10 protein-coding genes are annotated in these 13282 nt (G+C 65.1%); all 10 read right to left on the reverse strand.

Features of this window, described 5'->3' with window-relative positions:
* Nucleotides 1-8: 8 nt before the first annotated feature.
* Nucleotides 9-2975, reverse strand: a complete 2967-nt coding sequence (locus NKH43_RS04255) for a bifunctional [glutamine synthetase] adenylyltransferase/[glutamine synthetase]-adenylyl-L-tyrosine phosphorylase (protein WP_352856758.1) — start codon at nucleotides 2973-2975, stop codon at nucleotides 9-11.
* Nucleotides 2975-4444 (reverse strand): sensor histidine kinase, encoded by a 1470-nt coding sequence (locus NKH43_RS04260; RefSeq protein ID WP_023718381.1) that lies wholly within the window; start codon nucleotides 4442-4444, stop codon nucleotides 2975-2977. The genes NKH43_RS04255 and NKH43_RS04260 overlap by 1 nt, the downstream gene beginning before the upstream one ends.
* Nucleotides 4445-4450: 6 nt before the next feature.
* Entirely contained in the window at nucleotides 4451-5125 is a 675-nt protein-coding gene (locus tag NKH43_RS04265) for a response regulator transcription factor (protein WP_254819962.1), read from the reverse strand.
* Between the two features lie 301 nt (nucleotides 5126-5426).
* Complete coding sequence (locus NKH43_RS04270) at nucleotides 5427-6983, reverse strand: Do family serine endopeptidase (RefSeq protein WP_352856760.1); 1557 nt, start codon at nucleotides 6981-6983, stop codon at nucleotides 5427-5429.
* 116 nt (nucleotides 6984-7099) lie between these two features.
* The gene (locus NKH43_RS04275) at nucleotides 7100-7567 is read right to left on the reverse strand and encodes a cytochrome c-type biogenesis protein (RefSeq protein ID WP_352856761.1); all 468 of its coding nucleotides are present in this window, start codon (nucleotides 7565-7567) and stop codon (nucleotides 7100-7102) included.
* Nucleotides 7564-9552 (reverse strand): heme lyase CcmF/NrfE family subunit, encoded by a 1989-nt coding sequence (locus NKH43_RS04280; RefSeq protein ID WP_352856763.1) that lies wholly within the window; start codon nucleotides 9550-9552, stop codon nucleotides 7564-7566. Before NKH43_RS04280 ends, NKH43_RS04275 begins: the two co-directional genes overlap by 4 nt.
* Nucleotides 9553-9623: 71 nt before the next feature.
* Nucleotides 9624-10067 carry a cytochrome c maturation protein CcmE gene (gene ccmE, locus NKH43_RS04285; RefSeq protein ID WP_023718386.1) on the reverse strand — a complete coding sequence of 148 codons (444 nt, stop codon included), beginning with the start codon at nucleotides 10065-10067 and terminating at the stop codon, nucleotides 9624-9626.
* Nucleotides 10068-10070: 3 nt separating this feature from the next.
* Nucleotides 10071-11201 carry a c-type cytochrome biogenesis protein CcmI gene (ccmI, locus tag NKH43_RS04290; RefSeq protein ID WP_352588743.1) on the reverse strand — a complete coding sequence of 377 codons (1131 nt, stop codon included), beginning with the start codon at nucleotides 11199-11201 and terminating at the stop codon, nucleotides 10071-10073.
* Nucleotides 11202-11318: 117 nt separating this feature from the next.
* The gene (locus NKH43_RS04295) at nucleotides 11319-11753 is read right to left on the reverse strand and encodes an RT0821/Lpp0805 family surface protein (protein WP_023718388.1); all 435 of its coding nucleotides are present in this window, start codon (nucleotides 11751-11753) and stop codon (nucleotides 11319-11321) included.
* A gap of 109 nt (nucleotides 11754-11862) precedes the next feature.
* Nucleotides 11863-13275, reverse strand: a complete 1413-nt coding sequence (locus NKH43_RS04300) for an ATP-binding protein (protein ID WP_051409642.1) — start codon at nucleotides 13273-13275, stop codon at nucleotides 11863-11865.
* Between the last annotated feature and the right edge of the window lie 7 nt (nucleotides 13276-13282).

Genomic DNA, 13282 nt, shown 5'->3' on the forward strand with positions numbered 1-13282 from the left:
GATTGCCGTCACGGTTGTTTCGCACGAAGCAAAAGGTCAAAATCCTTTCTGACCTTCTGCGACGTCTCCTTGAGGTGCGCTTCAAGCACACCGAAATCCGGCAGGTCGGTGACCGCCAGAAGCAGATCCGAAAGCCCTGGCGGAACGTCGTCGCGTTCGAACGCGCCGGTAAGGCAAAGCCGTATTATCTGGGTCAGCGCCAGATAGAGCGAATAGGCATCCACCAGTTCCTGCCTGACCTGGGCGCTGGCGAAATCCGGCGCCAGGCGCGACAGGATGTCAGCCGTGCCGGTGGCCCTGCGGCCTGCCTCGATCTTTCCGGTGATCACCGCAACCTGGGCGATGAATTCGAGATCGATGAGGCCGCCCGGGATCAGCTTGATGTCCCAGGTATCGCGCGGCGGCTTCTCCTTGTCGACCATGGCGCGCATCTCGGATGCCTCGGCCATCACCTTGGCTGGATCGCGCGGCAGAGCGAGCACTGCGGCAACTTCCCCTTCGACCTCGCGGCAGAGCTCGGCATCGCCGCCGATCGTGCGGGCGCGCGCCAGCGCCATGTGCTCCCATGTCCAGGCGTCCTGGCGCTGATACTTCTTGAAAGCATCGACATGGGTGGCCACCGGCCCCTTGTTGCCGGACGGCCGCAGGCGAAGGTCGAGCTCATAGAGCACGCCCTCGGCCGTCGGCGCGGAAACGGCGGCGATCAGCCGCTGCGTCAGCCGGCTGTAGTAATGCGACGGGGCAAGCGGCTTGTCGCCGTCGGACTCCTCGGCATCGGCGTCGTGATCGTAGAGCAGGATGAGGTCGACGTCGGAACCTGCCGTCAGTTCGCGGCTGCCGAGCTTCCCCATGCCGAGCAGTGCGACCCTGCCGCCGGCAATACGGCCATGACGCAGCACAAATTCCGCCGTCACCGTCTGCAATGCCGCCTCGATGGTCAGATCGGCGAGGTCGGAAAAAGCGCGGCCGGCGCGCGGCGGATCGATTGACCCGGCAAGCAGCCTTACGCCGATCAGGAACTTTTGCTCCGAAGCAAATATGCGCAGTCGGTCGAGCACATCCTCATAGGCTCTGTCGCCTTCGAGGAAGGCGGTAAGACGCGCCGACAGATAGGCGCGGTTGGGCAATTCGCTCAGCAGCGCCGGATCGAGCAGGCCGTCGAAGACATGTGGCCGGCGCGTGATGATGGCGGCCAGCCGCGGTGCCGCGCCCATGATCGTCGCCATCAGCTTCAGCAAAGCCGGGTTCGAATGCAGCAGCGAAAACAGCTGGATGCCGGCAGGCAGGCCGGCAAGGAATTCGTCGAAGCGGATCACTGCCTCGTCCGCCCGCCGCGTCTGGCCGAAGGCTTGCAGCAGCGCCGGCGTCAGTTCGGTCAGCCGCTCGCGCGCTTCCGCCGACCGGGTGACACGATACCGGCCGAAGTGCCAGCCGCGGATAACCCGGCAGATGTCGCTCGGCCGCTGGAAGCCGAGCCGCTTCAGGGTCTGCAAGGTGTCGGGATCGTCGACGTCGCCGGTAAAGACCAGATTGCCGATGCCTGCCGAAAGCTCCGGCGCGGTTTCAAACAGCGCTGCATAGTGGCGCTCGACCTGGTGCAGCGCCGCGCGAAACGCTTCGGCAAAGCCTGCCGCATCGGCAAAGCCCAACATGCGGGCGACGCGCTCCAGCCCCTCTTCGTCCTCCGGCAGGATGTGCGTCTGCTGGTCGGCAACCATCTGGATGGCGTGCTCGACGCGGCGCAGGAACCAGTATTGCCTGGTGAGCGCCTCGCGCGCATCCGCAGTGATCCAGCCACGCGCGGAGAGTTCGCCAAGCATCGGCACGGTCTCGCGGCCGCGCAGTTCGGGAAAGCGACCGCCGGCGATGAGCTGCTGGGTCTGGACGAAGAACTCGATCTCGCGGATGCCGCCGCGGCCGAGCTTGACGTTGTGGCCCTTGACCGCGACCTCGCCATGGCCCTTGTGGGCGTGGATCTGGCGCTTGATCGAATGGACGTCGGCAATCGCCGCATAGTCCATGTATTTGCGCCAGATATAGGGCTGCAGTTCCTTCAGGAACGCGGCGCCGGCGGCAAGATCGCCAGCCACCGGGCGCGCCTTGATCATGGCGGCGCGCTCCCAGTTCTGGCCGCGCGCCTCATAGTAGCGCAGCGCCGCCTCGACCGGGATCGCCAGCGGCGTCGAGCCGGGGTCGGGACGAAGCCTGAGATCGGTGCGGAAGACGTAACCGTGCTCGGTGCGGTCCTGCAGAATACGGACCAGCCGGCGGGTCAGGCGCGAAAACAGCTCGGTGGCATCGAGCGGATCGACGACGGCAGGCGCATCGGGGTCGAAGAAGACGACGAGGTCGATGTCGGAGGAGAAGTTCAGCTCATGCGCACCGAGCTTGCCCATGCCGAGCAGGATCCAGCCCGAGCGTTGCGCCGGATTTTTCGGATCCGGCAAACTGAGCTTGCCTTGCTCATGCGCGTCGCGGAGCAGGAAATCGACGGCTGCACGCGTGCAGGCGTCGGCAAGGTCGCTCAGTCGCCGCACCGTCAGCGAAGTCTCGGCCTCGCCGGCGAGATCGGCCAAGGCGATCAGGAAATGCGCCTCCGCCTTGCATCGGCGCAGCTCCATCATCAGGCTGCCTTCGGAGACGGCCTCTGCGCGCGCTGCCTTGTCGACCGCGGCGCCGATCGATGACAGCCGCGCCTCGATGGTCTCGTCAAAAAGCGCATCGAGGATTCGCGGCCGGCGGCGCGCGGTATCGCGCAGGAACGGCGACAGGTCGAAAACGGCGGCGAGGAAATCCTGGACGACCCCCTTGCCGGCGAGAAATTTCGCCAGTCGCGGCAGTTCTTCCTGCCGCGCGGCGTCGGCGATCTCCGCCAATTCCTGCCTGGCGCGGCTTGCATCCAGCGGAACGAGCTTTACCGCCGGCTTCAAAAGCCAGTCCGTCTCGCGGCGTCGCGCTGCCATCCTCGCCACCATCAGCGATCCTCCCGCCCGGGAAAACTCATGACGACGGACAATCCGGGATTGCCGGGCAGAAGCGCAAGCCGTCCATTGTGGAACGTCATGATCGCCTTGGCGAGGCTCAAGCCAAGGCCGGAACCCGGCTGCGAGCGGCTCTTTTCCAGCCGCACGAAACGCTCGGTCACCCTGGCGCGGTCGACATCGTCGGGAATGCCCTGGCCGTTGTCGGAAACAGCAAGCCTGATCTCGCCATCGATACGCTCCAGCGTCACGCGAACCGTAGGCCTGGAGGTCGAGTCGGTCGAATATTTGATCGCGTTGTCGACGATATTGGACAGCGCCTGGCCGATCAGCTCGCGATTGCCGTTGACGGCGAAGGCACCCTGTACCGAGGTTTCGAGCGTCACACCCGCCTCTTCCGCCACAGGCTCGTAGAGTTCGACGACGTCGTGCACGGCAGCGGCCAGGTCGACCCTGGTGGTGCTTTCGGAGGAATAGCCGGCCTCCAGCCGTGAGATCATCAGGATGGCGTTGAAGGTCTTTATCAGCTGATCGGATTCGGCGATCGTTCCTTCCAGCGCCTGTCGGTAGTCGCTGGTGTTGTGCTTGCCGGAAAGCGTCGCTTCGGCGCGATTGCGCAGCCTGGTCAGCGGCGTTTTCAGGTCGTGGGCGATGTTGTCGGAGACCTGCTTCAGTCCCTCGTTCAGCGTGGCGATCCTGGCCAGCATGGAATTGAGGTTTTCCGACAGCCGGTCGAACTCGTCGCCGGCGCCGGTGACCGGCAGCCGGCCGGAAAGATCGCCGCCCATGATGCGGCGGCTCGCCTCCGACACACTGTCGATGCGCTTCAGCGCAGCGCGCCCGACGAAGAACCAGATCAGCAGCCCGCCGACGCCCATCATGCCGAGCGCCAGCATCAAGGCGCGGCGAATGACGGCGCGGAAGCGCTCCGGCTCGCCGAGGTCGCGGCCAACCAGCATGATCATCTGGTTGGGCAGGCGCAGCACCAGGGCGATGGCGTTGTGGCCTTTCTCGCCTTCGGCCTGGACCTCGTTCTGCGCGGGCTCGTTCGGGTCGGAGACCGGGTTGCGCTGCCGCTCGAGCTCGCCCTCGCCGAAGCGGCGGTAGGAGAACGGTTCGGTGGTCCAGCCCTCGGCCTCAATCACGCCCGGCTCCAGGCTCTGCACGTTGCCAGTCAGGATCTGGCCGTTGGCGTCGGCGATCAGATAGAGATTGGCGCCGGGCTGGCGGGAGCGCTGCTCGACGACGCGGACCAGCACCGGCAGGCCGCCGCGCTGATAGGCGCGGGCAAGGCCGAGTACCTCGTCGTTGATCGTCTCCTGCGTCTGGGCGGTCAGCATGCGCGCCGAGAGCGAGGTCATGTACAAGACCAGCAGCACCGCGCACAGCGCAAAAAGCAGAAGATAAAGCGCTGAAAGCCGCGCTGCCGTCGTCCTCATGATGGCCGGCACGGAAAGAGCCATAGGGTTCTAGCCGCTTTTCAGCATATAGCCGGCGCCGCGAACCGTGTGCAGGATCGGCTTGTCGAAGCCCTTCTCAATCTTGCCGCGCAGCCGCGAGATATGAACGTCGATGACGTTGGTCTGCGGATCGAAATGGTAGTCCCAGACGTTCTCGAGCAGCATGGTGCGCGTCACTACCTGGCCGGCATGGCGCATCAAATATTCGAGCAGGCGGAACTCGCGCGGCTGTAGCGTTATCTCGCGCCCGGCGCGCCGCACCGAATGCGACAGCCGGTCGAGTTCGAGATCACCGACCCGGTAGACGGTTTCTGCCTCCCTGGCGCTGGCGCGGCGGTTCAGCACCTCGACGCGGGCGAGCAGTTCGGAAAAGGCGTAGGGCTTGGTCAGATAGTCGTCGCCGCCGGCACGCAGACCGGTGACCCGGTCGTCGACTTCGCCGAGCGCCGACAGGATCAGCACGGGCGTCGTATTGCCTCTGGACCTGAGCCCGGCAATGACGGACAGGCCGTCGCGGCGCGGCATCATGCGGTCGACGACCATGACGTCATAGTCGCCGGAATCAGCGAGTGCGAAGCCGGTTTCGCCGTCGCCGGCGACATGGGCGGTATGGCCGGCCTCGGCGAACGCCTTCTGCAGGTAGTCGGCCGCCTCGCGATCGTCTTCTATGACGAGAATCTTCATAGAACCGTTATACGCGATTTCACTGGAAGATTGAGTGGCCGGCATATGCATCGTGGCCGTCTCCATGGCGTATCGCGAACAAAGTGATTCAGGGATACGCGGTAAGTCTTTGTTTTAGCATGTCGTAGCCTAAAACCGCTTCACGCTTTGAGCGGCATGTTCGAGCGGCAGCGGGCGATGGGAAGCCCGCTGCCGCTGGGGCGGAACACGATGACTGACTAACGTATTCAGGCCCCCGTGCTTTCCCGTGCGGCGGCTCGGGGGTGTGAAAACCGCCGCACCGGAAAAGTCGAACCGGTCGTCAGCCCTTGGCGACAGGCAGCGCGACGAAGCGGTTGCTGTCGTCGCGGGTGATCTGCATCAGCACCGCCTTGCGTCCGGACTTCACCGCGTCGGCCATCGCCTTGTCGACGTCGCCGGTGCCGGTCACCTCCGTCGAATTGACGGAGGTGATGACGTCGCCGGGCTGGATGCCGCGATCGGCGGCATCGCTGTCGGGGTCGACATCGGTAACCACAAGACCCTTGCCGTTGTCGGACTTGGTGACGGTCAGGCCGAGATCGGCCAGCGTATCGGTCTTCGGCGCGGGTGCAGGCTGCTGGTCGGCCGAGGCCTGCTTGTCGCTGGACGGCAGCTTGCCGAGATCGACCTTGACCGCCTCGCTCTTGCCGTTGCGCCACACCGTGACATCGACCGATTTGCCGGGCGGGTAAGCGCCGATCAGACGGGCGAGTTCCTTCGGCGAAGCAACGTCCTTGCCGTCCACCTGAGTGATCACGTCACCTGCGGTGATGCCGGCCTTCTTGCCGGGACTGTTGTCCTGCGCGCTGGCAACGAGCGCGCCCTTGCCGGACCCAAGGCCAAGCGACTCGGCGATTTCGGGCGTGACCGGCTGGATTTCGACGCCGAGCCAGCCGCGCTGGACTGTGCCGTTTTTCATCAGATCCTGCACGACCTGCTTGGCGGTCGAAGCGGGAATGTCGAAGGCAATGCCGACGCTACCGCCCGACGGCGAGAAGATCGCGGTGTTGATGCCGACGACCTGGCCGTTGAGGTTGAAGGTCGGGCCGCCCGAATTGCCGCGGTTCACCGAGGCGTCGATCTGGATGAAGTCGTCATAGGGGCCGGCGCCGATATCGCGGCCGCGGGCCGAAACGATGCCTGCGGTAACCGTGCCGCCGAGGCCGAACGGATTGCCGACAGCCACCACCCAGTCGCCGACGCGAACCTTGGAATCATCGGCGAAGTCGACATAGGTGAACTTGTTGCCGTCATCGACCTTGAGCACGGCAAGGTCGGTGCGCGGATCGGTGCCGATCAGCTTGGCGTCAAGCTCCTTGCCGTCATTGGTCACCACGGTGAAGGCGGTGCCTTCCTCGACGACATGGTTGTTGGTGACGAGATAGCCGTCATCGGAGATGAAGAAGCCCGACCCTTGCGCCACCGGCCGCGGCTGGTCGTTGTTGCGGTCACGGTGTCCAAAACGGCGCATTCCGTTCGGACCCTGGTCGCCGCCTTGGTCGCCAAAGCCGCGGAATTCGCGGAAGAACCGGCGCAGCTGCGGATTGTCGGGAAGATTGCCTAGGCCGTCCTCGTCGTCCATCTGGCCGGAACCGTCATCGGCCGTCGACTGGATCTTGGCCTTGACGCGCACGCTGACGACCGCCGGCGAAACGCGCTCGACCACATCGGCGAAGCTCGGGACCTGCGGTGCCTCGACACGCACGGCATCGGCCAGAACCGGGGCTGTCCCGGTGGCAACAGCACCAAAGCCGATCGCGCCGGCAATGGCTAGGGATGCGGCTGCGGCCAGCAGGCGTTTGCGGGTGCGAAGATATGAATTGGGGGCAACATTCATGGTTCTCGTATCCTCTTTTCAAGGGACGCCCCTTGATTGGCATCCTCGACAAAGGAAATAGAGAGCCGCACATTACGGCGCCATTTCCGGTACATGAAACTTTCGTAATGTTAGGATCAATCGCGGCGGAGTATCGCGTCCAACGCCGCCTTCTCGTCCGAGGTCAGGGCAGCGGTCGCTGTCGAGCGGCGCGAGCGAGCGGCCAGCAGGATGAACGTCCCGCCAACGAGCAGCAGAAGAACTGGCGTCCCCCAGAGCAAGGCGTTGCGCAGATTGAAGCGTGGCTTCAGCAGCACGAATTCGCCGTAGCGCGAAACGACATAGTCCATCACCTGCCGGTCGGTATCGCCGGCGACCAGGCGCTGGCGCACAAGGATGCGCAGGTCACGGGCAAGGTCGGCATCGGACTCGTCGATCGACTGATTCTGGCAGACCATGCAGCGCAAGCCTTCCGACAAAGCGCGCGCCCTCGCCTCGAGCGCCGGGTCGGCGAGCACCTCGTCGGGCTTGACCGCCTGCGCGGCGCCGGCGAACAACAGCGCCAGCAAGAGGACCAGCGAGGCCAGCGTGACCCTTTGGCTCATGGCGGGCTCGCCGATGGCACGGCGCCCGCCGGCTTGCGGGACGACGGCGCGCCGACACGCAGGCGGCGGTCGAGCAGCGACATCGCCGCACCCGCCATCATCACCAGGCCGCCACCCCAGATCAGCGTCACCAGCGGCTTCCACCACAGACGAACGACTACAGAGCCGTCGCTGGCCTCGTCGCCAAGCGAGAGATAGAGCTGGCTGAAGCCGATCGTGCTGATGCCGGATTCGGTCGTTGTCATCTGGCGCACCGGGTATGAGCGCTTGGCTGAGGTGATCTCGCCAGCGATGCTGCCGTCAGCGCCAAGCAGGGCGAAGCGGCCGCGATCCTCGCTGTAGTTAGGCCCCTGGGCCGGGTAGAGCCCCTCGAAGCGCAGGGTGTGGCCGGACAGTTCGACTGTATCGCCGGCATGCATCGACAGGATTTTTTCGGTGCCGAAGCAAAGCGTGCCGACAATGCCGAGCGTCGTCAGGCCGAGGCCGAGATGCGCAAGCGCGGTGCCGAAGACCGAGCGCGGCAGGCCGGCGAAGCGCCTGAGCACGGTGGCGGGCGCGACGGTGCCGAAGCCGGATTTGACGGCGAGATCGGTGAACGCGCCGCAGATCAGCCAGAAGGCAAGGCCGACACCGAGTGCCGCCAACACCGAAGCGCCATCGATGAACAGGGCGGTCACCAGCACGGCGAGCAGCGCCGCCGCGAAAGCCGCAATCAGGCGTTGGGCGACCGCGAAAATGTCGCCGCGCTTCCAGGCGAGCAGTGGCCCGAACGGCACGACGACCAGCAGCGGCACCATCAGCGGGCCGAATGTCAGGTTGAAGAACGGCGCGCCGACAGAAATCTTGTCGGCCGAAAGCGCTTCGACTACGAGCGGGTAGAGCGTGCCGACCAGCACGGTGGCGGTGGCGGTGGTCAGGAACAGATTGTTGAGGACCAGCGCGCCTTCGCGCGAGATCGGGTGAAACAGGCCGCCGGCCGTCAGCCGGGAGGCGCGCAAGGCAAACAGCGCCAGCGAGCCGCCAATGAACAGCGTCAGGATGCAGAGGATGAAAACGCCGCGCGTCGGATCGGTGGCGAAGGCGTGGACTGAGGTCAGCACGCCGGAGCGCACCAGGAAGGTGCCGAGCAGCGACAGCGAGAAGGTCAGGATCGCCAGCAGCAGCGTCCAGATCTTCAGCGCCGAGCGCTTTTCCATGACAATCGCCGAATGCAGCAGCGCCGTGCCCGCCAGCCACGGCATGAAGGACGCGTTCTCGACCGGATCCCAGAACCAGAAGCCGCCCCAGCCGAGCTCGTAGTAGGCCCAGTAGGAGCCCATGGCGATGCCGCCGGTGAGGAACATCCAGGCGACCAGCGTCCACGGCCGCACCCAGCGCGCCCACGATGCGTCGATGCGGCCCTCGATGAGGGCGGCGACCGAGAAGGAAAAGCATATCGAAAAGCCGACATAGCCGAGATAGAGCAGCGGCGGATGGATGGCGAGGCCGAGATCCTGCAGGATCGGATTGAGATCGCGGCCCTCGATGGGCGCCGGATTGAGCCTGACGAACGGGTTCGACGTCGTCAGGATGAACAGCAAGAAAGTAGCACCGATCGCTCCCTGCACCGCAAGCACATTGGCCCGGAGCGTCGCCGGAAGATTGCCGCCGAAGACGGCGACAAGCGCGCCGAAGAAGGTCAGGATCAGCACCCAGAGCAGCATCGAACCTTCGTGATTGCCCCAAGTGCCGGTGATCTTGTAGATCAGCGGCTGCAGCGAATGCGAGTTCTCCCAGACGCTCTCCACCGAAAAGTCGGAGCCTGCATACGCGGTCGCCAGCGCCACGAAGGACAGCGCTGTCAAGGCAAAGCCGGTCAGCGCGGCGGGTGCGCCGACGGCCATCATCTTGTGGTTGCCGGTGCGCGCACCGAACAGCGGCACCACCGTCTGCACCAGGGCCAGCGCAAACGCCAGGACCAGGGCGAAATGTCCGGTTTCAACCATTGTCGCCGCGCTCGCCAGGTTTTGCCGCAGGTTCTTGCCGCAAAACCGTGGAACACTTTTGCGGAACCTCTCTAGTCACTCTTGCTCTCCTGCCAGACGCCCTTGGCCTTGAGGCCGTCGGCCACTTCCTTGGGCATATAGGTCTCATCATGCTTGGCGAGCACGCTGTCGGCGACAAAGATTCCGTCAGGGCCGAACGAGCCTTCGGTGATCACGCCCTGCCCTTCCCGGAAAAGGTCGGGAAGAATGCCGGTATAGGTAACCTTGACGTCCTTCTGGTTGTCGGTCACCGAAAAGGCGACGGTGGCGCCCTGGCTACGCTCTACTGTGCCTTTTTCGACGAGGCCGCCGAGCCTGATACGCTGGCCCGGCTGAAGGCTGGCGGTGGCCAGATCGGCCGGCATGTAGAAGTAGGAGGCCTTCTGGCCGAGCGCATAGAAGGTCAGCCCGGTGGCAACCCCGAGGAAGGCCAGCCCCGCAGCGATCACCGACAGTCGTTTCTGCTTGCGCGTCATCGTCTACTCCGTCGCCGTCACGCCGAGCGAGGCGGCAAAGGCGGTGAATTTCCTGGCCTGGTCGCTGTCCGCGCCAAAGACGGCGATACCGCGATTGAGTGCGTCACGCGCCTGATCTGTCTTGCCCAGCACGGCATAGGAACGAACGAGCTGCATCCACCCTTCCTCGTCGCGCGGATTTTGCCGAAGCTTTTCGTCGAGGCCGGCAACCATGGTGCTGATCATGGCTTGCCGGTCCTGCGGCGACATCGAGGAGGCAGCATCGATATCTTCGGCGCTCGGCCCTTTCGCGGGCGCCTCCGAAGCGACGTTGCGGGCGGCGGATTCAGCGAGCGCCTGCTCGACGGCGCCGCGCCACGGCGAGCCTTGCGGTAAGGCGGCGAGCATCTTTTGCCAGGCCGCCGTGGCTTCAGCTATGCGGCCTTCCTGTGCCATGGCCATGGCGAGATAGAACGTGGCCTTCGGGTTGGCCGGATCGAGCTTCAACGCCGCCTCGAACGCTGCCTGCGCATCGGCTGAAACGATGCCGCCGGCCGCATTGGCGATCGCCTCGCCGAGGCCGGCTTGACGGGCGGCACTGTCGCCGTCAAGGCGAATGGCATTGCGGTAGGCGGTTACCGCATCGGCGTATCGCTGCATGCGCAGATAGACCGGCGCCAGCACGTCCCAGCCGCGGCCATCGGACGGGTTGGCCGCAAGGTGCGCTTCGGCGCGTGCCACCAGCTCGTCCACCGAGCTGTCGGCGGGGTTCTTGGCCAGGCGTTCGCTGAGCGGCTGCGACGGCAGGTCGGGTGAGCCGAGCTGGCCGTAAAGGCCCCAGCTAACCAGCGGAACCACCAGCACGGCAGCGGTCGCCACCAGCCTTGTCGACCGCTGTGTCGCCGTCGTGCCGGCCGGGCCGGCATTGCTCAGGCGAAGGATGCGGCGGGCGATCTCGGCGCGCGCCTCTTCGGCCTCCATTGGCCGGATCAGGCCACGCGCCACGTCGCGGTCAAGCTCGGCCAATTGGTCGCGATAGACTTCAAGGTCGTGATCGCCGGCAGCGGACGTGTTCTTTGTTTCGCCCGCCAACGGCAGCAGCACCGCCAGGCTTGCGCCCAGCGTCAGGATTGCGGCTATGACCCAGAACAGCATGGCTCTTCCAATAGAACGAGACCCTTGCCCTGCCAACACAAGCGTGCTGCGACGCTTTGACGGGACCGCTCCGATCGATAGTGCCGGACCGGGATCGGTGTATTAACGGCCGGCGAGCTACGTCAGCGGGGTCCAGCTGCCGTCGGCATTGCGACAGGCGGTTCCGCGCGCGGTGGCGCCGGCAGCGCCGGTAAACACCGTATGGGTGTATTGCCGGCAGTCCTGCGAGCCGACGCGATAGGGCTGGGCGGCGACAACTTCGCCGCGATGGGCCGAACTGTCGCTCTTCCACGCCACCTTCTGGCCGCTCGCCGTATATTCAAGCGCCTTGTATTCCGCCTCGAGCGCGCTGCGCTTCTCGGTCTCGCTCAAGCCGGTGCCGATCGAGCCACCGACGAGGCCGCCGCCCATGGCGGCGATGATCGTCGTCGCGACCTTGGCGCCACTGGGAGGCGTGGCGGCCGGTGTCACCGTAACGGCTGGGCCCTTGCCGAGCGTCGTACAGCCGGAGACGGCGAGCAGGGCGGAAACGAGCGCGACGCGAATCTTCATGCCAATACCGGCTTTCTTGAGCTGGACCGCCGCGCTGTCAGCAGGCTGGCGCGGCCATAATGTCGATGTTTATCGGAAATTTGGCCGCAGCCAGCCGCCCGGAAAAGCATTACTGAAGGCTCCGCAATCGAACCACCGCCTTCAATCCACCCATGACGGATCGTTCCAGCGCCAGAACGCCTCCATACTCGTTGATAAGGTCGGCGACAATGGCAAGTCCGAGCCCGCTGCCGGGTTTTGTCTCGTCGAGACGCCGTCCGCGCTGCAATGCCTCGCGCGCCTTGTCTTCGGGAATGCCGGGGCCGTCATCCTCGATGGCTATCTCGAACAGATTGGCCGCCCCTTCCCTGCCGGCGATGGGCTTGACGGAAACGGCGACCGCGCTCCTTGCCCATTTCATCGCATTGTCGAGCAGATTGCCGAGCAGCTCCTCAAGGTCCTCACGTTCGCCGGCAAAGACGATGTCGGTGGCCGGCAGCGAGAGCGAGAGCGCGGTCCGCGGGTTGAGCTTCTGCAGCACGCGCACCATGCGCTGGACCAGCGGCGCCACCGGCGTGCGGTAAACGACGCTGTCGCGCTGCGCGGCAACGCGGGCACGTTGCAGATAGTGGTCGACCTGCTTCTGCATGGAAGCGGCCTGCTCGGCGATGAGCTGGCCCTTGGCGCCACCCAGCGCCCGCCCCTCGTTGAGCAGCACGGCCAGCGGCGTCTTCAGCGAGTGCGCGAGGTTGCCGACCTGCGTGCGCGACCGCTCGACGATACGCCTGTTGTTCTCGATCAGCGCATTCGTCTCGTTGGCGAGCGGCTCGATCTCGGCCGGGAAGCGGCCGTCGAGCCGTTGCGCAGTTCCTTCGCGCACCATGGCAAGGGCATTCCTGACCCGGCGCAGCGGCTGCAGGCCGAGCAGGATGGCGATTGCATTGATGGCGATCATGCCGACGCCGAACAGCGACAGATAGGTCAAAAGGCGCCGCTGGAAGGTGGCGATTTCCTGCTCGAGCTCGGTCTGGTTGCCCATGACACGGAAGCGCGCGGCGCGGTTTTTCGCATCGAGGACGAACTCGCTCTCGAACACCTCCAGTTGCTCGCCTTCGATGCCGTCCGCCGAATAACTGCGCTGGAAGCTGGCATTGAATGGCACCTCGGCAACGCTTGGCGACGGGATCGCCTTGGTCATCGACGACGAATGGAGATCGCCGTGCACGCCTTCCGAGGCGGGCTCGACCGACCAGTACCAGCCGGAATTCGGCTCCGAGAACCTCAAATCGCCAAGGTCGGGAGCGCCGGTCAATTGGCCGCTTTCGGAAACGCCGACCGAGCCGATCAGGTTGAACAGATGCGCCGAGAGCAGGCTGTCGAAACCGCGCTCGCTGGCCTGGCGATAGAGCGTGGTGATCAAGGTGAAGATGACGACCAGAGTGAGGATCGCCCAGACCGTGGAAAAGGCGATGACGCGAAACGCCAGCGAACGCGGCCATGACCGCAGCGACGGCGTGTTCGAGACGGCGGGTTTTGTAGGCAGCGGTTCC

This window comes from Mesorhizobium sp. M1163, from assembly GCF_040318415.1.
Taxonomy (GTDB): Bacteria; Pseudomonadota; Alphaproteobacteria; order Rhizobiales; family Rhizobiaceae; genus Mesorhizobium.